Source organism: Microterricola viridarii (assembly GCF_001542775.1).
GTDB lineage: Bacteria > Actinomycetota > Actinomycetes > Actinomycetales > Microbacteriaceae > Microterricola > Microterricola viridarii_A.
This window is the reverse complement of sequence record NZ_CP014145.1, coordinates 2,515,309-2,538,434: the sequence shown is the minus strand read 5'-3', so window position 1 is coordinate 2,538,434 and position 23,126 is coordinate 2,515,309. Positions and strand designations below refer to the sequence as shown.

21 protein-coding genes and 1 tRNA gene are annotated in these 23,126 nt (G+C 68.4%); 14 read left to right on the top strand and 8 right to left on the bottom strand.

The window, feature by feature from the left end; genetic code table 11:
• Positions 1–3 precede the first annotated feature (3 nt).
• The 6 genes from AWU67_RS11625 to AWU67_RS11600 all read left to right on the top strand — a co-directional run bounded on the left by AWU67_RS11625 (position 4) and on the right by AWU67_RS11600 (position 5,215).
• Complete coding sequence (locus AWU67_RS11625; RefSeq protein ID WP_067229142.1) at positions 4–693, top strand: helix-turn-helix transcriptional regulator; 690 nt, start codon at positions 4–6, stop codon at positions 691–693.
• 2 nt (positions 694–695) lie between these two features.
• A complete protein-coding gene (locus AWU67_RS11620; protein ID WP_067229138.1) occupies positions 696–1,340 on the top strand; it encodes a thymidine kinase in 645 nt (214 codons plus the stop codon).
• A 63-nt stretch (positions 1,341–1,403) separates the two neighbouring features.
• On the top strand, positions 1,404–2,096 hold the full coding sequence (locus AWU67_RS11615) for a response regulator (protein ID WP_067229135.1): 693 nt from the start codon (positions 1,404–1,406) through the stop codon (positions 2,094–2,096).
• Between the two features lie 76 nt (positions 2,097–2,172).
• Positions 2,173–3,327, top strand: a complete 1,155-nt coding sequence (locus tag AWU67_RS11610) for a sensor histidine kinase (RefSeq protein WP_067229132.1) — start codon at positions 2,173–2,175, stop codon at positions 3,325–3,327.
• Entirely contained in the window at positions 3,324–4,394 is a 1,071-nt protein-coding gene (locus AWU67_RS11605) for a hypothetical protein (protein ID WP_067229129.1), read from the top strand. Before AWU67_RS11610 ends, AWU67_RS11605 begins: the two co-directional genes overlap by 4 nt.
• A 56-nt stretch (positions 4,395–4,450) precedes the next feature.
• The gene (locus tag AWU67_RS11600) at positions 4,451–5,215 is read left to right on the top strand and encodes an HAD-IIB family hydrolase (RefSeq protein WP_067229126.1); all 765 of its coding nucleotides are present in this window, start codon (positions 4,451–4,453) and stop codon (positions 5,213–5,215) included.
• Between the two features lie 6 nt (positions 5,216–5,221).
• Here the strand turns inward: AWU67_RS11600 and AWU67_RS11595 are convergent, their stop codons facing one another.
• Positions 5,222–5,611: a VanZ family protein gene (locus tag AWU67_RS11595; RefSeq protein WP_067229123.1), complete on the bottom strand. Its 390-nt coding sequence runs from the start codon at positions 5,609–5,611 to the stop codon at positions 5,222–5,224.
• 261 nt (positions 5,612–5,872) lie between these two features.
• Complete coding sequence (locus AWU67_RS11590) at positions 5,873–8,593, bottom strand: Ig-like domain-containing protein (protein ID WP_067229120.1); 2,721 nt, start codon at positions 8,591–8,593, stop codon at positions 5,873–5,875.
• A 95-nt stretch (positions 8,594–8,688) separates the two neighbouring features.
• On the opposite strand from AWU67_RS11590, the gene AWU67_RS17205 reads away from it, so the two are divergent.
• The gene (locus AWU67_RS17205) at positions 8,689–9,066 is read left to right on the top strand and encodes a hypothetical protein (protein ID WP_129586703.1); all 378 of its coding nucleotides are present in this window, start codon (positions 8,689–8,691) and stop codon (positions 9,064–9,066) included.
• 62 nt (positions 9,067–9,128) lie between these two features.
• On the opposite strand, the gene AWU67_RS11585 is transcribed toward AWU67_RS17205, so the two are convergent.
• The 3 genes from AWU67_RS11585 to AWU67_RS11575 form a co-directional block, all read right to left on the bottom strand.
• Positions 9,129–9,202, bottom strand: a tRNA-Pro gene (locus AWU67_RS11585).
• A 30-nt stretch (positions 9,203–9,232) separates the two neighbouring features.
• Entirely contained in the window at positions 9,233–10,225 is a 993-nt protein-coding gene (locus AWU67_RS11580) for a metallophosphoesterase (protein ID WP_234407230.1), read from the bottom strand.
• A gap of 32 nt (positions 10,226–10,257) precedes the next feature.
• Positions 10,258–12,807: a transglycosylase domain-containing protein gene (locus AWU67_RS11575; protein ID WP_067229115.1), complete on the bottom strand. Its 2,550-nt coding sequence runs from the start codon at positions 12,805–12,807 to the stop codon at positions 10,258–10,260.
• Positions 12,808–12,973: 166 nt separating this feature from the next.
• Here AWU67_RS11575 and AWU67_RS11570 point away from each other — a divergent pair, with 166 nt between their 5' ends.
• Both AWU67_RS11570 and AWU67_RS11565 read left to right on the top strand, forming a co-directional pair.
• A complete protein-coding gene (locus AWU67_RS11570; RefSeq protein WP_067229112.1) occupies positions 12,974–13,201 on the top strand; it encodes a hypothetical protein in 228 nt (75 codons plus the stop codon).
• Between the two features lie 82 nt (positions 13,202–13,283).
• Positions 13,284–13,754, top strand: coding sequence for a RidA family protein (locus AWU67_RS11565; protein ID WP_067229110.1), 471 nt, complete (start codon positions 13,284–13,286; stop codon positions 13,752–13,754).
• 70 nt (positions 13,755–13,824) lie between these two features.
• Here AWU67_RS11565 and AWU67_RS11560 read toward each other — a convergent pair whose 3' ends face one another.
• Together AWU67_RS11560 and acs are read right to left on the bottom strand one after the other, a co-directional pair.
• Positions 13,825–16,629, bottom strand: coding sequence for a cell wall-binding repeat-containing protein (locus AWU67_RS11560; protein ID WP_129586702.1), 2,805 nt, complete (start codon positions 16,627–16,629; stop codon positions 13,825–13,827).
• Positions 16,630–16,771: 142 nt separating this feature from the next.
• A complete protein-coding gene (gene acs, locus AWU67_RS11555) occupies positions 16,772–18,721 on the bottom strand; it encodes an acetate--CoA ligase (RefSeq protein ID WP_067229105.1) in 1,950 nt (649 codons plus the stop codon).
• An 834-nt stretch (positions 18,722–19,555) separates the two neighbouring features.
• Between acs and AWU67_RS11550 the strand changes: the two genes are divergently transcribed.
• From AWU67_RS11550 to AWU67_RS11530, 5 genes are all read left to right on the top strand, one after another.
• Positions 19,556–20,560: a CpaF family protein gene (locus AWU67_RS11550; RefSeq protein ID WP_067229101.1), complete on the top strand. Its 1,005-nt coding sequence runs from the start codon at positions 19,556–19,558 to the stop codon at positions 20,558–20,560.
• Between the two features lie 10 nt (positions 20,561–20,570).
• The gene (locus AWU67_RS11545; RefSeq protein ID WP_067229097.1) at positions 20,571–21,641 is read left to right on the top strand and encodes a type II secretion system F family protein; all 1,071 of its coding nucleotides are present in this window, start codon (positions 20,571–20,573) and stop codon (positions 21,639–21,641) included.
• A 112-nt stretch (positions 21,642–21,753) separates the two neighbouring features.
• The gene (locus AWU67_RS18095; RefSeq protein WP_067229094.1) at positions 21,754–22,080 is read left to right on the top strand and encodes a DUF4244 domain-containing protein; all 327 of its coding nucleotides are present in this window, start codon (positions 21,754–21,756) and stop codon (positions 22,078–22,080) included.
• The gene (locus AWU67_RS11535; RefSeq protein ID WP_067229091.1) at positions 22,061–22,432 is read left to right on the top strand and encodes a TadE family type IV pilus minor pilin; all 372 of its coding nucleotides are present in this window, start codon (positions 22,061–22,063) and stop codon (positions 22,430–22,432) included. Before AWU67_RS18095 ends, AWU67_RS11535 begins: the two co-directional genes overlap by 20 nt.
• A complete protein-coding gene (locus AWU67_RS11530) occupies positions 22,429–22,776 on the top strand; it encodes an Rv3654c family TadE-like protein (RefSeq protein WP_234407229.1) in 348 nt (115 codons plus the stop codon). Before AWU67_RS11535 ends, AWU67_RS11530 begins: the two co-directional genes overlap by 4 nt.
• A gap of 21 nt (positions 22,777–22,797) precedes the next feature.
• Here the strand turns inward: AWU67_RS11530 and AWU67_RS11525 are convergent, their stop codons facing one another.
• Positions 22,798–23,037, bottom strand: coding sequence for a hypothetical protein (locus tag AWU67_RS11525; RefSeq protein ID WP_067229089.1), 240 nt, complete (start codon positions 23,035–23,037; stop codon positions 22,798–22,800).
• Positions 23,038–23,126 lie beyond the last annotated feature (89 nt).

Sequence of the window (23,126 nt, the reverse complement as noted above, 5' to 3'; positions counted from 1 at the left end):
GTTATGAGCACGAACGACGCTGCGGGCAGCACTCGGCCGGCAGCGGGGCCAGAACGGCCGATCCGGGTCGGCATCCTCGACGAGCACGTCTTGCTGCTCGACAGCATGGAATCGTGGATCGCCGACAACGCCCCGGAGTTCGAGGTTGTCGTGCGCGCAGAGACCTGGGTTGATCTGGTGCGCAGCGAGAACTTCCCGACCGCCCTCGTGCTGATGGATGACGCGCCGGCGGAGACCGTTCCCCTCGAAGCGCGCATCCGCACGTGCCGTGCGGCAGGGGCGCGCGTTGTGGTGATGAGCGCACACGATCCGGAAGGCGCCAGGGCTCGCGCCCTGGCGGCGGGTGCGCTCGCCTATCTCTCGAAATCCGACTCGATCCAGACGTTCCACGCGGTCGCGCGCGAGGCCATGGGCCTCGACGGCGCGGGGGCGCCGGTCGAATCTGGCGACGCCGTGGCATCCGTCGACACGAGCGACTTCGTCAGGCCCAAGCTCAGCCCGGGTGAGTTGGAAGCGCTGCGGCTCTATGCCACCGGCAACACCACGGCGGCCGTGGCGCGGCTCATGAATGTGAAATACGAGACAGCCAAGACATACTTGAGACGCGTGCGCGAGAAGTACGCCAAGGCGAACCGGCCTGCGAGTCGGCGCGCCGAGCTCATCACGCGAGCCGCTGAGGACGGGTATCTGTAGCAATGGCCAAACTTTATTTTCGCTACGGCGCCATGAATTCGGGCAAGAGCACCGCGCTCTTGCAGGCCGCGCACAACTACGAGGAGCGCGGGCACGCCGTGCTGCTGGCCAAGCCGGCCGTCGACACCAAAGGTGATCTCGGTATCCTCTCGCGGCTCGGCTTCACGCGCCCCGTCGATTTCGTGCTGACCGCTGAGGCCGATGCACTCGCCCTGTTCCAGGAACACCGGCGCCGGGTGCTGACGACGACGAACCGCGATGTGAGCTGCCTTCTCATCGATGAGGCGCAGTTCCTCAGTGAGGCGCAGGTGGATGACCTGCTCCGCATCGCAGTGCTCGAGGGCATCCCGGTGTTGGCCTATGGCATCCGGACCGACTTCCAGACGGTTGCGTTCCCCGGCAGCCGGCGCCTGCTCGAGGTGGCGCACAGCCTCGAGGAGTTGAAGACCATCTGCCGGTGTGGCCGCAAAGCCGTGTTCAACGGCCGCAAGATCGGCGACCGCTACGTCTTCGACGGAGCCCAGGTCGCCATTGACGCCACCGACGCGGTGAGCTACGAGTCGCTCTGCGGCTCCTGCTACCTCCAGGAGTCCCACGGCATGCTCAATGGGCGCGCCCACCGTGAGGTAGCCGGCAGCGCTGTCTGACGGCCCGCCCCGAATAAGGGGGAGGCGCACCTCCGCTCGTGCGGTACGTTGTCTCAGGAGCCCATGAATACCTTCCGTGTTGCACTGATCGACGACCATGAAATCGTGGCGAGGGGTTTCGCCGACCTGTTTGCCAGTGCCCCGGGCATCTCGGTCATAGCACTCGCGCGCACCGTCGACGAGCTGCTCGAGATCTTGGAGGACGCCGCGCAACCGGCGCTCGACCTTGTCATCCTCGATCTGCGGCTGGCGGACGGCTCGACGCCCGCGCTGAACGTGCGCCGGCTGCGCGAGGCCGGATCCGCCGTGCTGGCGTTCACCGGCGGCGATGACACGGCGCTCGTGCGCTCCGCGGCGCACAGCGGTGTGCTCGGCGTCATCCGCAAGTCTGAGCCGGCGGCCGTGCTGCTCGACGCCGTGCGACAGGCGGCGGTCGGCGAGCCCGTCGCCTCCACCGAGTGGGCCGCGGCCCTGGACGGCGACCCTGAGCTCTCGGATGCCGGCCTGAGCGCCCGGGAACGACAGGTACTCTCGTTGTACGCCGCCGGAGCGAAGGCCCCGCTCGTGGCTGCCACGGCTGGCGTCACCGAGTCAACCGTGATCGACTACATCCGCCGGATCCGCTCGAAGTACGAGCGAGTGGGACGGCCGGCGAACACCAAGGTCGACCTCTACAAGCGTGCATTGGAAGACGGCATCCTGCCCGTTCCCGGCAACCGCGGCGCGCGCCCGCCAGCGGTCGCCGATAGTGACTGATTTCAGCCAACCCGGACCGTTCCGCCGAGGACGACTGCGGCTCCGACCGGGGCAGGCTCAACTCCGCCTGATGCGGATGACGGCCGGGGCAATCGGCCTCGCCGGGCTGGTTTTCGGCGTCCTCGCCGTCGGGCCGTTCAGGGACCAACACGCGGGAACCCTCGGGCCATACGCCATCCTCAGCTTCGTCGTGCTCGTCGGCCTGCCGATCGTGATCGGGCTGTGGGGGAGCTGGGCACCGCTGCCCGTGCTCATCGCACTCTGCACCCTCGAGGCAGTCGCCATGCTCGCGGTGCTGACCGGATGGCCGCTCCTGCACGGGTACGCGCATGACGAGGCGCTGGGCATGCCCTGGCCGCTCGGAATCTCCGCGCTCCCGATCGTCTGCGTGGCCCTCGTCATGCGTGGGCCGCTCGTCTGGGCCTACCTCGGGGTGATCGGGCTGCTCACCGTCTGGGTCATGTATACGTCGAACTCGGGTCCTGAAGCGCTGCTGGAGGCCATCCAGACCGGGTTGTACGCGACATCCTTCGCCTCGGTCTTCGTGGGCCTCGTGCTCGTCGGTCTGCAGAGCGCCGAGCGGCTAGACCTGCTCCAGGCCGCCGAACGGCTGGGTGCAGCACGCAATGCAGCGCGTCTGGCCCGCGAGGCGGAGCGTGCGCGGTTCGACGGGCTCATCCACGACGGCGTCATCTCGACGCTGCTGATGGTGGGCCGCGCCGAGCAGGTGGACGGCGATCATGTGCGGCAGGCCGCAGACACGCTGGCCCAGCTGGAACGCATCGCCGCGGGAGTGCGCGCCGCAGGCGTCGTGCCCGTTGCCCAGTTGATCGTGGGGTTGCGCCGGCTCGCCGAACAGAATGCGACCCCGTTCGCCGTCGAACTCGACGAGGGGGTGGATTCCGCCGTGCTCACGCTGCCGGCCGGAGCCGTCGAGGCGATGGTTGCCGCCGGCGGCGAAGCGCTCCGGAACTCCCTTGAGCACGCAGGGGGGCGCCAGCAGCCACGCACGGTCGCGCGCCGGATCGAGCTGTGGGTGCAGGAGGACGTCATCGCGGTCGGCATCCGCGACGACGGTGTCGGCTTCGAGCCGGCACGGGTGCGGCCGGAGCGCATGGGGCTCGCCCGCAGCATCCGCGCGCGGATGGACGAGCTTGCGGGCGGCTACGCAGTTGTCGACTCCCAGCCCGGCCAGGGAACTCTGGTCACGCTGGGTTGGGTGCGCCGATGAGGGCCGGGCACAGCCTGCCCGGCGGCCCGTTCGGCGTCCGCGCGGCCGCGTCGCGACGCAAGCGCGCTGCCCGCAACTCCGTCGACGTCTCCAACCTGCTGATGCTGCACGGGGTGCACGCCCCCGTCATTCTCGTGCTGTTCCTCGTCGCACAGGCGGTGTTGGCGCTCGCCGGCGACTCGAACCCCATCGGGGCATCCCTGATCGCCTTCGTGCCGCTGGCCATCGCGGCGGTGTGGGTGATGCAGCCGGCGGCCGACCCGTTCCCGGCGGCGTGGTGTGCCGGCATCCTCGCACTCTGCACCGTCACCGTGACGGCGCAGAGCGTGCAGCCGCTGTCGCTCGGGGCGCCGTTGTACGTGACCTGGCACCTCGGGGCCGTCACCACCGTGCTGTTCATGCTCATCCTGCGCGGCCGGGTCGTCGTGGGCTGGGCCGGATTTCTGGGCATGGCGGTCGGCACACTGGTGTGGGCCAGCGCCTCCGGTCTGGGGATCGTCGCCGGGTTGGACCTCACCGTGCGGCACGCCGCCACACTCGTCGTCGGCACAGCGGTGTATTTCGGGCTGCTGAGCACGGCGAGGCGCATCACAACGATCAACCGGCGTGGCGTGGTCGATGCGGCCGCTGCCGCCACCGCCCTCGCTTCGGACGAGGAGCGCATCGCCCAGCTCACGCGCCTCGATGAGATGGCACGGCCGGTGATGGAGCGGGTCGCCAGCGGTCTGCCGATGAGCGAGAGCGAGAGGCGCGACTGCCTGCTCATTGAGGCGTCGTTGCGCGACGTCGTGCGCGGGCGAGCGCTGGCCTCGCCTCCCGTGCTGGCGGCCGCCAGGAAGGCCAGGGAGCGTGGGGTCGAGGTGACGCTGCTCGACGACTCGGGCATGAACGGGGATCCGTCAGCGGTCGCCGCGCTGATCGAGAATGAGCTGCACGGCCTCCAGGTCGGCGCCCTCACGGCGCGGCTGCAGCCCCCGGGGCGCCCCGAGCTGGCCTCGATCATGATCGCGCCGCTGGACGGTGCCGCACGGATCCTCATCGTCGGCCGCGACGGGCGCGTGCGCTAGCGGCCCGGCCGGCCAACGCCGGCGCCGGGTGGCCGCGCCGCTAAACTAGAAGAACCATGACTACTAAGCTCGTAGCCTTTGACCTTGACGACACCCTGGCGGCATCGAAGTCGCCGCTCGACCCCGAAATGGCCGCCGTCCTGCTGCGCCTGCTCGAGGTCGCCGAGGTGTGCATCATCTCCGGCGGTAACTACACGCAGTTCCAGAATCAGGTGCTGGAGGTGCTCGACATCGACGACGAGGCGCTCCTCTCACGCCTGCACCTGATGCCGACCTGCGGCACCCAGTACCTGCGCTTCGAGCAGGGTGCGTGGGCGCAGCGCTACGCCGAGGTGTTGAGCGACGACGAGAAGGCGCGCGCGCTGGAGTCGGTCGAGCGCAACGCGAAGGCGCTCGGCTACTGGGAGCTGGAGACCTGGGGCCCGATCCTCGAGGACCGCGGCTCGCAGATCACGTTCTCGGCGCTCGGCCAGAAGGCTCCCGTTGACGCGAAGGCAGCCTGGGACACCGACGGTGTCAAGAAGGGTGCGCTGCGCGACGCTGTGGCCCTGGAACTGCTCGACCTCGAGGTGCGCTCCGGCGGCTCCACCTCCATCGACATCACCAAGCGCGGAGTCGACAAGGCCTACGGCATGCGCAAGCTGGTCGAGGCGACGGGGATCGCTCTCGACGAGATGCTCTTCGTCGGCGACCGCCTCGATGAGGGCGGCAACGACTACCCGGTGAAGGCAATGGGCGTCGAGTGCTTCGCCGTGCACGGATGGCGCGACACTGTCGTCGTCGTCGAGGGCCTGCTTGAGCGCGGCCTCGCCGCGGCCTAAAGCAGCCTAGGGGCGGCGGGCAGCTGCCTGCCGCCAGAGCGCGAGCAGCGCGACGCCCAACACCGTGCCCAATGTGTTGGCGAGCAAGTCGGAGGCCGTCGAGAAGCGGCTGGGCAGCCCCAGCTGCACGAACTCGATCAGGCAGCTCGTGGCGAGGCCGGTCGCGACGACGAGCCACGGATGCCAGAGCGGCGCGTTCATCCCCAGCAACAGCCCGAACGGCACGAACAACACAATGTTCGCGCCGAACTCGAGCACGCCGTAGCCCAGTTCGAAAGGCACGCCCCACGCTTCGACCGCATGGGCCACGGACGCCAGAATCCCGGTCACCCGTTCTGCGTCCGACCCCGGCGTGAAGACAATCAGCGCCAGCGCGACCAGATAGGCCGCAAACAAGCCCCGTCTTACCCCCGTTGAACGCACACTCCGAATATATCGCGCGCGCATCCGGGTGCTCGCCGGGCTCAGCAGAACCAGGCAAACAAAAAGAGGACGAGGGCCGAAGCCCTGATTCGCTCTTCAGCGGACGGTGCTGCAGTCATCTTCGCGGTCCACTCCAGCGCCGCATCGTAGTGAGGGCAGATCCAACACAGTGAGGCCGCCGTTGAGCTGCGATGTCTACGGCAAGCTGCGCCTCTGGCGCCGACTCTATCCTTCTCAGGCGCGTGTGGCGCGTCGGCGAGCAACAGAGACCGCGGCGCCGAGAAGCACAAGCAGAGCCCCGGCAGCCAGGACACCGCTGGCGTCGGTTCCCGTTGAGGCGAGCCCCGACGTCTCGGTAGGGGCAGCTGGCGTCTCTTCCGGCGTCGGGGTCTTTTCGGGGACGGGTGCCGTGGCGACCGCGAAGGAGTTGGACACGACAACCGCGCCGCCGGCGCTTGCGCCGAAAGCATCAGTCACCCCGGCCAGGTTCACTGAGATCACATTGCCCGTGCTGCGGGTGTTCTGGGCGGGAGTGAACGTGGCGGTGAAGGTCACGCCTCCGTCGGCGGATGTCACGGGCGACAGCGCGCCATCGGTCACGGTTACGTTGGCATTCGAGAATCCGACGACCGCTCGCGAGAAGCGGAATGTGACGAGGGAAGTCTCCCCCGCGCCCAGCGTGGTGTCCGACACCGTGACGACGAGTGCCAGCGGCGCTGCGGCCACGGAGTACGAGTTAGAGACCGCCGAGCCGACACCGGCGTTGCCGGCCACATCGCGCACGCCGGCAAGGCCGAGTGTGATGACGTTGGTCGAGTCAGAGACATCGGTCGCCGGGGTGAACGTGGCCGTCCAGGTCACGCCTCCGTCGGAGGACGCCACGGCGGACAGTGCGCCGTTCTCAACGGTCAGGTCGGCGTTGTCGAAGTCGACGACGGCCTCGGAGAAGGTGACGGTCACGCGCGAGGTCTCACCGGCGGTGAGCGATGAATCGGACACGACAATACTCGCCGTCGGACGCACGGTGTCGACCGCGTAGTTCACGGATGTCTCCCCGCCGACACCGGGATTGCCGGCCACATCGCGCACGCCGGCAAGGTCGAGTGTGATGACGTTGGTCGAGTCAGAGACATCGGTCGCCGGGGTGAACGTGGCCGTCCAGGTCACGCCTCCGTCGGAGGACGCCACAGCGGACAGTGCGCCGTTCTCAATGGTCAGGTCGGCGTTGTCGAAGCCGACGACGGCCTCGGAGAAGGTGACCGTGACGGGCGAGGTCTCACCGGCGGTGAGCGCCTTCTTCGCCAGGTCGATAGTTGCGGTCGGCCGGAGGTGGTCAATCCTGTAGTTGTTCGAGATGCCGATGCTGCTGCCGACATTGCCGAACGCATCCATGAGGCCGCCGAGGTCCAACATGATCAGGTTGGTGTTGTCGTCGATGCCCGCCGTCGGCGTGAGGGTGGCAATCCAAGTGATGCCATCACTCGTGGTCAGATTGCTCAGCGTGCCGTTGGCCACGGAGAGTTGTGATACGTCGAAGCCGGTTACAGCTTCGGAGAACGCAATTGTCACCGTGGAGGTCTCGCCGATTCCGAGCGCGCTGTCTGCCACGACAATCGTCGCCGTCGGACGCGCCGTGTCGATCGCGTAGTTGTTCGAGCTCATCGTGCCGACGCCGGTGTTCCCGGAAGCGTTGGTGACTGCGGTGAGGGCGAGCGTGATGACATTGGTCCTGTCAGAAACATTGGCCGTCGGGGTGAACGTGGCCGTCCAGGTCACGCCTCCGTCGGAAGACGCAACGGCGGACAGTGCGCCGTTCTCAATGGTCAGGTCGGCGTTGTCGAAGCCGGTGACGGCCTCGGAGAAGGTGACCGTGACCGTGGCTGTCAGGCCGACCGCAAGCGCACTCGGTGCGACCGAGATGGTAGCCGTCGGGCGCATCGTGTCGATCGTGTAGTTCGGAGAGGATTTAACGCCAGCACCGAAGTTTCCGGCGAGGTCCCTCACGCCGGTGAGGTTGAGCACGATGAGGTTGGTCGGGTCAGAAATCCCGCCGGTCGGGGTGAAGGTGGCCGTCCAGGTCATGCCGCCGTCCCCGGACGCCACGTCGGACAGCGTGCCGTTTGCAATCGACAGGTCGGAATTGTCGAAGTGGGTGACGGCCTCGGAGAAAATGATCGTGACAGTCGAGGTCTCACCGGCGGTGAGCTCGCTGTCCGACATTGAGATACTTGCGGTCGGGCGAGTGCTGTCGGTCGTGAAGGTCGCAGCGGCGCCAGAACCGGAATTACCGAATCCGTCCGTGAAACTGCCGGGTGCCAGCCCAATAGAGCCGCTACCGTTGAAGCCCGCCGTCGGCGTGAGCGTGAACGTCCACATGACGGGGTCGGCGGTCTGGGTCAGGCCCGACGGGGTTCCGCCGGCGACGATGAGGTCTGCCGCGGTGAAGCCGACAACTTCTTCGGAGAAGGTAATCGTCGCCGTGGTGGTTTCACCGATCCCGAGCAGGCTCTTGTCCAACTCAATGGTGGCCGTCGGGCGCTTAGTGTCGATGGCGTAGGAAATGCTCGTCCAGCCGACGCCGGGGTTTCCGAAATAGTCAGTGACTCCGGCCAGGTTGAACGAGATGACGTTGGTAGGGGCTTCGACGTTGTTCGCGGGAGCGAAGGTGGCCATCCACATCATGTCGTCGGAGGAGCTCAGGACTGACAGCGTGCCGTTTTCAATGGCGAGGTCGGCGTTGTTGAAGCCCACGACGGGTTCGGAGAAAGTGATCGTGACGGCCGAAGTATCGTCGGCTTTGAGCGTCAGGGCCCCCATTGAAATGCTTGCGGTCAGGGGTGTGTTGTCGATCGTGAAGAAGCTCACTGTGGGCGCTGCGGCGAATGCAGCACTCGGCCAACCGAGCGTCAAAGCGAGCGCAGCAACGGCGGTGATGGCGATGGGGCGAAGACGCACGTTGTTTCCCTGTCTGGAGAGGAGACGGAGACCGACAGCATCGTCACCGCAAAGAGAACCCGATCCTATCGGCGGAAACACACCCAACACGCCGGATGAGCGCGGCGATTCGGATCGCGGGAGCGGCACGCAGTGCGCAGCGCGTCACCGCATCCGATGACGACCGCCGGATCGGCCTCGATGCGGCCTACGAAGCTGATGTCGACGACTCCACCCTTGCCGTCCGTTCTGCAGCCGAGCAACGTGAGCTGCTCGCCCGAGATCGCGGACTGCTCTTTCGCAGAACCGTGTACTGGCGCGGCGCGCACGGCCGCGCTGGCAACTCAGAGGCGGTGTACCCCTCCAGCGCATCGGAGGGGAGGTGCGCCTGGAAGTCGTTATCCGGCGCGAAATCGCCCGCCGAAAAGGCTCAGAAGACTAGGCAGAGCTCCGGAACGCACAAAAGCACGCCGGAAACAGAAAATCGCTCCTGATTCTCATCAGGAGCGATTCCGTTATTGCAGTTTTGCAAGCAGTTTTGAGAACTGCCCGTATGTCGGGGTAACAGGATTTGAACCTGCGACCTCGTCGTCCCGAACGACGCGCGCTACCAAGCTGCGCCATACCCCGATGACCCGAAAGTCATAGTCGCTAACGACCTCAATAAGAATACCCGATTTTTCTGGGTGCTCTGACCACTGCCCGATCAGGGGCGGCGACGAGGGTGATGAGCGTGGCCTCCGGCGGGCAGGCGAAGCGCACCGGGGCGTAGATCGACGTGCCCAGACCCGCGGAAACATTGAGAAACGCGGTGCGCAGGCCGTGCTGCCAGAGGCTCAAGCCCTTCACCTTGTCTCGCGGGATGTCGCAGTTGGTCACCAGCGCGCCGAAGCCCGGAACGCAGACCTGGCCGCCGTGTGTGTGCCCGGCGAGGATCAGCTGGGCACCGTGGTTGACGAAGGAGTTGAGAACGCGTTGGTAGGGCGCGTGCAGCACGCCGACGGTGACCGTTGGGCGCAACGCCGCGGCATCCTCTCCGTCTGGCCACTGCTCGTCGAACAGGGGGTCATTGGCGCGCATCTCGTCGATGGCGCCGGCGATCAGCTCGAGGCGGTCGAAGTTGCGGTGCGGGTCGTCGACGCCGAAGAACTCGAAATGGGTCCCACGGATGTCGAGCGCGGCCGCTGCGTTGTTCAGGTCGATCCAGCCGAGTTCGTCGAACACCCGGTGCAGTGCGTCGATATCGAGCCTTGCGGCCGTGCGGGGCGCACGGGAGGGACCGCCGAAGTAGAGCAGAGGGTTCTTCGGGCTCGGGCCGAAGTAGTCGTTGGAGCCGTTGACGTGCACTCCGGGGATGCCGCGGAAGCGCTCGAACGCTCTGGCGATTCCGGTTACGCCGTCTGGGTGGCCCAGGTTGTCGCCGGTGTCGACGATGAGGTCTGGCTGCAGGTCGGCCAGGCTGCGCACCCAGTCCTGCTTGTCGCGCTGCCAGGGCGCCATGTGCAGGTCGGAGAGGTGCAGCACCTTCAGCGGGGCGGCCCCGGTGGGCAGTACCGGAACGGTGACTTCACGCAGGGTGTAGCGCTTGCGTTCGATCAGGGTGCCCCAGGCGAGGGCGGCGAGGCCCGCTGCGGCGACCACCGAGGTGGCCACCGCAGCGGATCGTGCGGATGCTCCGGAGGGCACTATCCGTTGCCCTGCTCGGCGCCGTTTCCGGTGTCGGGGTTGCCCTTGTCTTCGAACTTGCCGACCGTCAGGGTCACTGTCTGGCCCGACTTGACCGGGTTGCCTGCGCCCGGGTCACTGGAGATGACCTTGCCGTCCTGCTTTTTGTCGGTGACCTTCTGTTCTTTCTTCTCCACGGCGAACCCGCCGAGGGCGTTGCGGGCCTCGTCGAAGCTCTTGCCGACAACGTTCGGCAGCAGGACCATCTGGCCGTTGCTGGTGAACACGGTCACGACCGAGCCCTTTGCGGCCTCACCGGCGGGATCGGTGCCGGAGACCTGGCCGGCTGGCAGCTCGGAGTCAACCGGGCCGCCGTCGGAGAACCCGAAACCGGCACCCTCAATGAGTCGCTTCGCCTCGTCGAGGCTCTTGCCACGCACATCGGGGACCGCGGCGTAGACCGTCTTCAACGCGGAGCTCGGCGGCTCGGCAAAGGCATCTCCGCCGAACTTGTTGATGGCGACGTTCATCACCGCGGGCCACATCGAGTGGCGGAGCACGGCGGCCTGGATGTCATTGAAGTAGGTGCGGCGCAGGTTGACGTGGCCGGAGGCGTTGAAGACGCCGGCGACGGTGGCGACCTTGGTGGTCGCGCCGCTCATCCAGGTGGCCTCATTCTCGTCGGTCGTACCGGTCTTACCGATCATCGGAACCTGGTTGTCGATGCGCCAGCTCGAGGACTGACCGGTTCCGCTGCTCATGACCTTCTGCATGGCGTAGGCCATGCCGGAAGCAACCTCCGGCGCGACGGTCTGCGCGCAGTCGCCGTTCGGGATCTGCAGCTCAGAGCCGTCCTTGAGCTTGACGGCGCTGCCGTCGCGGTGGGTGATGCTCGCGATGGCGTTGGGCTTGCAGACCATGCCGTTGGCCGCGATGCCCGCAAAGGCGCTCGCCATCGTCAGCGGCGCGATCTCCTCGGTGCCGAGGACCGTTCCTGCGCTGTGGCCCAACTCTTCGCCGTTGGCACGGTGCACACCGAATGCCTCGGCGGTGCTCTTGATTCCGCAGAGGTCCAGCTGCTTGGCCATCGCGATGAAGCCGGTGTTGACGGAACTCGTTGTCGCGCTGAGCGCGGTGTAGGTGCCGCCGTTGCCGCCCTCGTCATTGCCAGGGGCGTAGCCGGGGAAACTGTCAGTGCCGCCCGGTGCGCAGCTGTCCCGGAAGGTGCCCCAGTCACTGCGCTTGCGGCCATCGATGCTCTCGTTGAGCGAGTGGCCCTCCTTCAGCCACTCGCCGACGGTGAAGACCTTGTAGGTCGAGCCCGGCTGGAATCCGCTGGACCCGCCGTACGCCTTGTCGGTGTTGTAGTTGATGGCCGAGTGGTCGGGGTTGGCCGCGAGAACCTCGCCGTCCTGGCTGTAGATCTTGTTCTGCGCCATGGCGAGCACCTTGCCGGTGCCTGGCTGCACGCTGACGATGACACCGCCGACGTCCATCTGATCGGACGAGAAGGGCACGTACTGAGCGACGGCCGCCTCGGCCGCGTTCTGCAGGTCCATGTCGAGTGTGGTGTAGATCTCCAGGCCACCCTCGCGCAGGAGGGCCATGCGGTCGTCCTCCGTGGCACCGAAAGCGGGGTCGTTCTCGATGATCTTGGTGACGTAGTCACAGAAGTAGGCGGAACCGCCGGCCGTCTGGCATCCGGTGCTCGGCTGCACAATGTTCGGCGTGATCGGCGAGTTGTAGGAGACGTCGAACTGCTCCTGCGTGATCTTGCCGTGTTCGAGCATGGCCTTGATGATGTAGTTGCGCCTGTCGAGGGTTCTCGCGTAGCCGTTGGCCGCGCCGTTCTCCTCGCTGTCCGGCCGGTCAAGCCGCAGGTTGTCGGGGTTGTTGACGATTGCGATCAGGGCGGCGGCCTGCTCGATCGAGAGGTCTGCCGCGCTCACTCCGAAGTAGTACTCGGCTGCGGCCTGGATGCCGTAGACACGGCCGCCGAAGAGGGCGATGTTCAGGTAGCCGAGAAGGATCTCGTCCTTGGAATACGTCTTCTCCAAGGTGATCGCGTAACGCATCTCCTTGAGCTTGCGGTCGGGAGACTCAGCGGTGGCCTCCTCGTAGGCGGCCTGCTTGTCTTCCTCGGTCGTCGCCTTGCTCATGTTCGTCTCGATGAGCACGTTCTTCACGTACTGCTGCGTGATGGACGAGCCACCGCGCACCGAGCCACCGGGCATGAGGTACCCGACCGTCGCTGCAACGGTTCCGCGCAGGTCGACGCCGCCGTGCTCATAGAACCGGGGGTCTTCACCGGCGATCGCGGCGTCCTTGACGGTCTGCGCGACCTGGTCCCACTTGACGGACTGGCGGTTCTGGTCGTAGAAAGTTGCGATCTTCTGCACGCTCTGGTCGGCGTGCGTCACGTAGATGTTGGAGCTCTCGGCGAGATCGGTGATCTCCAGGTAGCCGGGAAGGTTCTCGAACATGTCGATGGTGCCGTTGGCGGCAACGCCGGTGAGTGCGATGGCGGGGGTCACTGCGGCGGCAACGAGGACACCGGCGACGGCGCTCATTCCCACGAAGCCGAGGAAGCCCCCGAGGGCGCCGCCAGCTGTACGTTTTGCTCAGACATATAGTGGAGCCTAAGGCGAAAAGCTGACAAACCTCCGTAGCCGGCTCGCGTGTAACACGCGCGAGCGGCCGGAAACCCTTGAATTCACGCTGTTTGAAAGGCTTGCAATGCTTCGCTGGGAATACATCACGACGCCGCTCATGATCCACAACACGGCCGCGATCCTCAACAATTGGGGCTCGGAGGGGTGGGAGTTGGTGCAGGTCGTCACCGGCCCCGAAGGCGGCCTCGTCGCGTACCTCAAGCGCCCCGTCGGTGGCGAGACCTCTGCCGCTGCTGCGGCCGGTGCCGCCGCAGCCAGCGTCGCCGCCGCGGCGTTCGACAACAACAACTAGCTCGCCGCTGCCGCGGCGTTCGAGAACTACAACTAACTCGCCGCTCCGCGGCGTTCGAGAACAACAACTAAGGAGCCATCGCATGTCACAGATCGAGACCAGACTGGCCGAGCTCGGCCTCGTGCTTCCGGATGTCGCCCCGCCCGTCGCGGCATACATCCCGGCCGTGCAGCACGGCGACCTCGTCTTCACCTCCGGTCAGCTGCCGTTCGTCGCCGGAGCGCTGCCCGCAACGGGCAAGGTGGGTGACGGCCACGGCCTGGTTCCCGCCGCCGACGCCAAGGAGTACGCCCGTCTCGCCGCGCTGAACGCGCTGGCCGCGATCCGCGCCCAGATCGGCTCGCTCGACCGGGTGACCCGCATTGTCAAGGTCGTCGGCTTCGTGGCATCCGACCCGTCGTTCTCTGGCCAGCCCGGCGTCATCAACGGCGCCAGCGAGCTGCTCGGCGAGGTCTTCGGCGACATCGGCGTTCACGCACGCTCTGCCGTCGGCGTTGCGGTGCTTCCGCTGGATGCGCCCGTCGAGGTCGAGCTGATCGTCTCGTTCGCCTAAAGCCACACACATGGAGGGGCGGATGCCGGCTGTGCCGGCATCCGCCCCTCTCGCGTTCTAGCGGCCCCGCTCAGCAGCGTGTGAGCGTCTCGACGGCGGGGCTCAGCACGCTCGGGCCACCGATGATGACCACCCGGGTGGTTCCCCACGCCGCGATCTTGTCGACGACCGCTCCCGGCACGCAGTGGCCCGGGATCACGTAGAGCGGCCCGGCCGTCGTCCCGGCGATGGCCGCGCCGGCCAGGGCGTCGGCGAACCCGGTGCCGGTCGCGAGGTAGACGACCTTCGGGTTGGCGAACGTCGTCGCGTTCAGGGCCTGGCTGGTCGTGTACCTGTCTGCCCCGGCCTGGCGCGTCACCGCGTAGCTCTTCTTCAGCGCCGCCTCGATGCCGGAGCTGACAACGCCCGCGCTGCCCGCGATGGCGAGCTTCGCCGGGCGCAACCGGTCCAGCAGCGCAGCGGTTCTGCGGTCCACGGTCGGCCGCGACCCGTCCAGGAGGAGCACCGGCACTCCGCGGCTGCCCGCCACGGCCGCCGCGGAGAGGGCATCGGGGAAGTTCGCCCCGGTCGCCAGCCAGCCCTCGCCCACCGTGCCGGGGAACGCGTCGTCGATGATCGCCTGTGCGGTCGCATAGCGGTCGGCCCCGGCCAGTCGCACCGTGTTCTTCTGCAGCGCCTTCAACTGCGCCATCACGGTGTCGCTAACGACGGCGGAGGAACCGACCACGACGATTCGGGCCGGCTTGAGGCGGCGGATCTCGTCCTTGACCGGGTCTGGCAGCCCCCACGTCGCGGCCAGCAGCAGGGGGCCGCCCTGCGTGGCAGCCGCAGGCGCGGCGGCCAGTGCGTCGGGGAAGTTCGCCCCAGTAGCGACGTAGACCACGGGGGCGGTGTCGGGGTAGCCGAGCTTCGAGAGCGCGACAGCGGTGGCGTAGCGGTCGGCCCCGGAGACGCGCTGCATCGCGGGGCCGGTGACGGCACTGGTCTCCGGCGTCGTGCGCGCCGAGGGGACGTAGCCGGCGCGAGTGAGTGTGACCGTCGCGGAGAGCTTCGCGCCGATGTCGCCCAGTGTCGGCTTGTATGACGCGCTCGTCGCCCCGGCGATCGCGGAGCCGTTGCGCCGCCACTGGTAAGTCGTGCCGGTCGCGGCCGGGCTCGCGGCGCCAGGGGTCACCGTCAGGGCCGTTCCGAAGCGTGCCGTCGTGGCCGAGAGGCGCGGATCGCCGACCGAACTGAAGGAGTCGGCCTTGTTCAGCTTCACGTTGAGCGTGACCGCAGACGCAGAGGCACTGGCGATCGAGACGGACACACCACGATTGGCCGTGGTGAACGTCTCTCCGCTGTCCAACAGCTGGTTGCGCGTGCCGCCGGCCGCCGGCAGCGGGGAGAGCACGCGCGAGCTGGGCGCGTTCCCGTCTGCCAGTCGCAGCACGCGTACGCCGGATCCGCCGCCGACGGGGGTCGTGTAAAGGCCTCCGGCATCGAGCCCGGCGCCGTTGCGGAACTCGACGAAGTAGACCCCGCCGTCTTGGGGGTTAACCAGGCGGATGCCGCGCAGGCCCGACGTGTCGGAGGCCGCGCGCAGGGTGACGGTGTGGGCCGCCGATAACTCGGATGACGGCAGCGACAGATTGGCCAATGACGCCGCATTCAGAAAACCGAGGCTGGACTTGTGCGCGACGTTCAGCGCGGTGATCTTGTCGGTCGTGTAGCAGCGGTCAGCGCAGTAGCTGAGGCCTCCGGACATGATGTCGTAGTAGTCGGCGTACTCTTCGTCGAGGCAGCCGTTGCTGTAGACGCCGCTGCCGTTGGGGATGCCCTCGACGATGGTGTTGCCCGCGCAACTGTGCAGGTTGGAGTGGCCGAGCCCGAAGTTGTGGCCGAGCTCGTGGCCGACGATCGACGCGGCATCGGGGCCGGCGACCGCGTTCCAGCTGAGTCCGCCGGTATGCACGCCGACGCCGACGCTGCCGAGCCCGCTGCCTGCCTCACATCCGTCGCCCGGAGTGGGCGTGGCGATCGTGACCAGGTGCCGGGCCTGGCCGCTCCCGTAATACTGGAACGGCTGGGGCTGCCCGAACGCGTTCGCGGCGGCGGCCCACACGCCCTTGGCATCGCAGGGGTTGCCGACGGCGATGCGCCGGATCGGCGTCGAGCGCGTGATCTGCGGGATCGCGCCCCCGGACTGGCTCGCCCAGTAGGCGCTCAACTCGGCGACGAGGGCGTTAACCTGGGCATCGGTGAAGTAGGCAGTGGCCCCGACGCTCTGGCCAACGATGGCGATGTCGACGGTGTGGGCGCGGGCCGGAACGACACCGGCGGTTGCCTGTTCGCGTGCGGCCGCCGCGGGCGCATCGGCGGCGGGCGTGACCTCGCTGCTCACGGCCTCGACCGGCAGTTCCGCGGCCATGCTCTGCGCGAGCAGGGCCTGGCCGAGCGCGGAGTCGGCGTTGATCGGATCGGTGCTATCCAGGTCGATTCCGCCCGGATCTGTGCTGCTCGGGTCGTCGGATGTCGCCTCAGGCTCGCCATCCGGCACCTGCTCCGCGAGGTCGTCGAGTGCCGCGCCGAGGTCCGCATCAACCGTGACGACGCCGCTGAACTGGTCGCCGGTTCTCACCTCGGCGGGGTCGACGCCCTGCAGCTCGAGAACGGCGCCGCCGGGCGCCTCCAGGAGCACGGTGGGTGCCCCGGCATCCGGCAGCTCGGAGACGACAACGGCGAGGGTTCCCGTGATGGCGATCTCGATGCCGGGTGGGGTCTCCGCCGGCTCCGCGAAGGCGAGCGGCGCGGCCGCCCCGACCGTCATCGTCGCGACGGAAACGGCCAACGCTAACCAGCGGCGGGCGCTGACGGCGTTTCGGGGCTCGGGCATGAGGGTCCTCTCACGGATCCGGGTTCTCCGGTGCGCACCAGCGCGCACCCTCGCGCACCGGGACGTTTTACCGTGAGCGTAGCGGGCACAGAAAGGGGCGGAGGCAGCACACGCCGACATCCGCCCCTCATCAGTTGTTGGTTCAGCGCACCTTCGAGGTGATGATCTGCATCACCGCGGTGTCGGCGAGCGTCGTGGTGTCGCCGATCTCGCGGCCCTCCGCGACGTCGCGCAGCAGGCGGCGCATGATCTTGCCCGAACGCGTCTTCGGCAGCTCGTTGACGATGAACACCTCGCGCGGCCGGGCGATCGCGCCGATCTGCTGGGCCACGTGAGCGCGAAGCAGCGCCGCGATCTCGTCCGGGTCGGCGATGTCGTGCTCGTGGCTGTTTTTCAGGATCACGAACGCGACGACGGCCTGGCCGGTCGTCTCGTCGGCGGCTCCGACGACGGCCGCCTCGGCGGTGAGCGGGTGGGCGACGAGCGAGGACTCGATCTCGGCGGTGGAGAGGCGGTGGCCCGAGACGTTCATCACGTCATCGACCCGGCCGAGCAGCCAGATGTCGCCGTCCTCGTCGAGGCGGGCGCCGTCGCCGGCGAAGTACTTGCCCTGGAACTTGTCCCAGTAGGTCTCCTTGAAGCGCTCGGGGTCGCCCCAGATGCCGCGCAGCATGGCCGGCCACGGCTCGTTGATGACGAGCAGGCCGCCGCCCTCCTCGAGCTTGTTGCCGTCGTCATCCAGAACCTCGATCTCGATGCCGGGGATCGCGACCTGCGCCGCGCCGGGCTTCAGGTCGGTCAGGCCGGGCAGTGCCGAGATCATGATGGCGCCGGTCTCGGTCTGCCACCAGGTGTCCACGACCGGGATCGAGCCGCCGCCGATGACGTGGCGGTACCAGATCCAGGCCTCGGGGTTGATCGGCTCACCGACCGAGCCGAGCAGGCGCAACGAGCGCAGGCTGAACGACTGCGGGATCTGCCGGCCGAGCTTCATGAAGGTGCGGATGGCGGTCGGTGCGGTGTAGAGGATCGTGACCTTGTACTTGTCGATGATCTCCCACCAGCGGCCCTGATGCGGGGTGTCAGGGGTGCCCTCGTAGATCACCTGGGTGGCGCCGTTGGCCAGGGGGCCGTAGACGACGTAGCTGTGGCCGGTGATCCAGCCGATGTCGGCGGTGCACCAGTAGACGTCGCGCTCCGGGTGCAGGTCGAACACGTTCTTGTGGGTGAACGCGGCCTGGGTGAGGTAGCCACCGCTGGTGTGCAGGATGCCCTTGGGCTTGCCGGTGGTGCCGGAGGTGTAGAGCACGAAAAGCGGGTGCTCGGCCGGGAACGGCTTGGCCACGTGGTCGGCGTCGACGGCGGCGATCTCGTCGTGCCACCAGAGGTCGCGTCCCTCCGTCCACTGCACTTCGTTGCCGCCGCGCTTGACGACGAGTACGTGGTTGACGCTGCTCTGGCCGTCTTCGAGTGCGGTGTCGACGGCGTTCTTCAGCGGGAACACCTTGCCCTTGCGCCATCCGCCGTCGGCCGTGATGACGACCTTCGCCTCGGCATCGTCGATGCGGGCGCGCAGGCTGTCGGCGCTGAATCCGCCGAACACGACCGAGTGCACGGCGCCGAGGCGGGCGACGGCCAGCATCGAGATGACGGCCTCGGGGATCATCGGCAGGTAGATGGCGACACGGTCGCCGGAGCGCACGCCGAGGGCGGTGAGCAGGTTGGCTGCCTTCTTCACCTCTGCGGTGAGTTCGGCGTAGCTGTAGGAGCGGCTGTCGCCGGGCTCGCCCTCGAAGTGCAGGGCGATGCGGTCGCCGTTGCCGGCCTCGACGTGGCGGTCAAGGCAGTTGTAGGCGACGTTGAGCTCGCCATCGTCGAACCATTTCGCGAAGGGCGGGTTGCTCCAGTCGAGCGTCTGCGTGAACGGCTTGTTCCAGTGCAGGAGCTCACGTGCCTGAGTGGCCCAGAAGCCGAGACGATCGGCCTTGGCGTCGGTGTACAGCGATTCGGTCGCCACGGACTGGGCCGCGAACTCGGGGCTCGGCCGGAATCGGCGGATTTCTTCGAGGCTGGTGTCGATCTGGACGCTCATTGGTGAGTCCCGCTCCTTTGCGTTCCGGCTCCAGGGCCGGGTGGATATGTCAGTTCCGGTGAATCAGCCGTTCCGCTAGATTCTCCGCGCGTAGTTGTCGCTCGGTGCGACACTACACTTCTCGATGGGGCATGCACGTTCGCGAGTCGGCCGGAGCGTTCAGCGTTGGCAATCCGGTGCTGAAACGGGCGGTCATCGCTTCAGACCCGGGCGTGTCGAAGACATTTTTCTGTGGATTTTCGCGCGGCCCGATCGTGGTATTGGGGCCGGCTCGGGCGGAAATCCGGGGCACTGCCTCCGCCTCAGCGAATCGAGGGCTCGTGCCGCATGTTCTGGGGCACCCATTCGTGTTGCAAATTCACCCCGGACGCGTACACTGAGTTACGTCCTGCGCAAGTAGTGACCGCAGTGCCCATGATTCCCCCCAATCCGGCACTGCTGAGGCGGCACCTGTTCCCCCCAATAGGTGCCGCCCCCTTTTTTTAACTTCCGGCCTTCTTTTTCGCGTGCGGGCAACACCTCTTGCTCACAATCGGGCCGCGGATGCCGGCTGTGCACAGCGCCGGGACGCTCGCCGCCGCCGCACCGCCACCGCCGTAGCCTCGCGACGTGGACGTTCCCTTCGCAGCCGAGCCCTTCATCGCCGCCCCCTCTTATCTGCAGGGGGCTGACATGCAGGGTTTTGATCGGCACGGTTCTGTTCGGCAGAGTGCTGTTCGGCACGGTTCTGTTCGGCAGGGTTCTGATCGGCACGGTGCCGAAAGCAGCGTGCCGGTGGTGGAGCCGAGGCGAGCTGCGCCAAGTGAGACCCCCGCCCACCCCCGGAACACGGCCGTGCTGGGAGCACTGGCCGCCCATGCCGAGGATCCCGCCGTCACCGACCTGTTCGTGAACGGCGACGCCGGGCTCTGGGTGGATCGGGGCGGCGGCGCACAACGCGTCGCCGGCTGGCACCTCGACGAGGCGGAGGTGCGCGCGCTCGCCGTGCACCTGATCGCCCTCGGCGGCCGCCATGTCGACGAGGCCACCCCGTGCGTCGACGTGCGCCTCGGCGATGGCATCCGGGTGCACGCGGTACTCCCGCCCGTCTCGAGCACCGGCACCCTGCTCTCTGTGCGCCTGCCGCAGGCCGCGGGTTTCACCCTCGCCGAGCTGGAGCGCGCCGGCATGTTCGGCGACGCCGCCACCGGGGCCACTGCGCACGGCGTCACCAAACAAGGAGCCACCGAGCAGGGAGCCACCGAGCAGGCCGGGACCGCGCTGGGGGAGCGCTTGCGCCGTGCTGTCGCGGGGCGGGAGAACATCCTGGTGACCGGTGCGGCCGGCAGCGGCAAGACCACCCTGCTCGCGGCGCTGCTCGCCGAGGCACGGGCCGGCGAGCGCATCGTGACGATTGAGGACGTCGCCGAGCTCCGCATCCGCCACCCGCACGTGGTCGGCATGGAGGCCCGGCAGGCCAACCTGGAGGGCGCCGGCCGGCTGGGGCTCGACGCATTGCTGAGGGAGGCGCTGCGGATGCGCCCCGACCGGCTCGTCGTTGGCGAGTGCCGGGGAGCCGAGATCCGCGAGCTGCTCGCCGCACTCAACACCGGCCACGACGGCGGCGCCGGAACCTTGCACGCCAACTCGCTCACCGACGTGCCGGCACGGCTGGAGGCGCTCGGTTCGCTCGCGGGGATGAGCGCGGAGGCGGTGGCCCGTCAGACGGTGAGCGCCATCGGCCTGGTGCTGCATCTGGAGCAGCGCGGCGGGGTGCGCCGGCTCGCGGCGCTCGGGCACTTCGTGCTCGATCCCGGTGGGCGGCTGCGCGTGCAGCCTGAACCGCAACCAGCCGAGTGAAAGGGCAGCCGTGAGCACCCCGGAGCCCCCGATCGAGGCCGTGGCCGCAGTGACGCAACGGCTCGCCGTGCTACTGGCGGCCGGGGTCGCCCCGCACGCGGCCTGGCGCTACCTCGCCGAGCACCCTGCGCGAGCCTCGGCGGGCACCCCCGAGTGGTGGGGTGCGCGCCTCCGGCTGCCCGCCCGTCTCGCGTCGCGTGCGACATCCGAGACCGAACGGATGACGGCCTTGACCGGGGCGGTGTTGCGGTCTGCCGCGCAAGCCGGGGCGCGCGGCGGGAACATTCCGGAGGCTATTCGGGGCGCAGTGGCAACGCAACCCGACGGTGCGGCGGGGGAGGGGGCAGGGCGCGCCCCGGGCGGGACGCGCTCAGAGCAGGCCTGGCTGGCGCTGGCCGCCGCGTGGTTTGTGGCCGGCGAGGCCGGAGCCCCGTTGGCGGCGACCCTGCGCGAGCTGGCGGGGGCCTTTCGTGCCCAGGCCCAGCTCGAGCGGGAGCTGGCGGTCGCCCTCGCCGGGCCCCGTTCCACCGCGCGCCTGGTCGGGGCGATGCCCCTCGTCGCCGTGCTGTTCGGCGCCCTCCTCGGCTTCGACACCGTGCGCACACTTGTCTTCACCCTCCCGGGGCTGGTCTGCCTCGCGCTCGGTGCCGGACTCATGTTCGCGGGAGCTCGCTGGAGCGGCGCGCTGGTGCGGCGGGCCTCCCGGGCGGGCGGTGACACCGGCCTGGCCGTGGAGCTCACGGCCATCGCGATGGCGGGTGGGATGTCGGCCGAGCGGGCTCGCGCGCTCGCCGTAGCGGCGGCCGAACGCTACCTGTCGGCGGTGACCGGCCCCGACATCGCCGTCATCGACGAGGTGCTCGCCCTCTCCCGGCGGGCGGGGGTGCCGGCGGGTGAGCTGTTGCGCAGCGAGGCAGGGCTGGTGCGCGTGCGTGCGCGCAGCGCCGGTCAGCAGCGCGCGGCCCGGCTTGCCGTCACGTTGATGATCCCGCTCGGTCTGTGCGTGCTGCCCGCGTTCCTGCTGCTCGGCGTGATGCCGCTGCTGATCTCCGTCCTCTCCTCCACACTCCGCATGTTCTGACGCCCTCTCCACAGATCTTGGCCGCACCGGCACAGCCTGACGCGGACGCGCAGGCTGGAGGTACTCGGGCCCAGAGCAGCACCCGATTCGTCGGGTGCGGAAGGAGACACTCATGACTGACACGCTCGACCGCACTCCTGGCCGCCATGCCGCCCCGTACCGTGACGACTCGCACCCGGCGTCCCCGCCCGGCGCCCTCGTCCTCGCCCGTGCCGCGCAGCACCGGATGCCGCCCGCGCCACTCACGCCGCCCCCGCTCTCGACCCGCGCGGGGCTGTTGCGCAGGGTGGCGGGGGAGCGCGGGGCTGCAACCGCGGAGTACGCGGTCGCCACGATGGCGGCGGTGGGTTTCGCCGGCCTGCTCGTGCTGATCCTGCGGGGAGACGAGGTGCGCGGCATCCTCACCGAGCTAGTGCGCAATGCGCTCACCGTGGGCTAGCCAGCCGGGCCGTCGCCTCGCCGGCAGCCGGGGCAGCGTCACCGCCGAGTTCGCCGTGGTGATGCCCGCACTGTTCCTGGTTCTTGCCCTCTGTCTGGGCGCCGTGAACCTGGTCGGCCAGCAGCTGCGGCTGAGCGATGCGGCGGCAGATGCCGCCCGGGCGGCCGGCCGCGGCGACGACGCTGCCCGGGTGCGGGCGCTGGTGGCCCGCGCGGTTCCCGGCGCGGCGCTCGGCCTGGCTACCCGGGGCGAATTCGTGTGTGCCGATCTGAGCAGCCAGACGGCGTTCGGGCTCGGCGGCTTCGGGGTGCGGATGACGGCCTCGTCGTGCGCGCTGGCCGGCGGGCTGTGACCCGGGCGAGCGGCGAGCGCGGCGCGGCGGCCGTGCTCGCCGTCGGCATGATCGGGGCGATCCTGGCGCTGACCGTGACGCTGATCCCGATCACGGGCGCCTTCTTGGCCAGTCAGCGCGCGGCCAACGCGGCCGATGCCGCGGCGCTCGCCGCAGCGGATGTCGCCTCGGGCGCGTTCCCCGGCGAGCCGTGCGTGCTCGCGGCCGCCGCGGCACGCGCGAACGGGGGCGAGCTGTCAGCGTGTGAGCTGACAGGCGCGGTCGCCCGCGTGGAGGTCGGAGTTGCCTGGTGGGTGTTCGTGGTGAGTGCCGCCGCGCGGGCGGGGCCGCCGGGCACACCCTGAGCTGCTCAGCAGAGCGGCGGCTCAATCGAACAGGGTCTCCCGGTACCGGTACTCCACGGCTGTCGGGAGCTCGCTGGACTCGCCGGCGAATTCGAGCCCCGCGGTTCGGGCGTAAGAGAAGCGCTTGCCGCCGGATTCCGCGGGAATGGCCAGCAACGGTTGCGGGTCACCGGAGGTGAGGAACGAGGTGCTGATGGTCTTGCCCTCGAGCGGCCCATCAATGAGTTTCGCAGTGTAGCTGCGTGCCGAAGTTGCGTCCATAATCGCCATTGTGCTCCCTTTATATGCAAGCGCAAGGGGCGGGCGTGAGAGCAGGGACTTGACGGCGCCCGCATGAGGATGTCTCAATT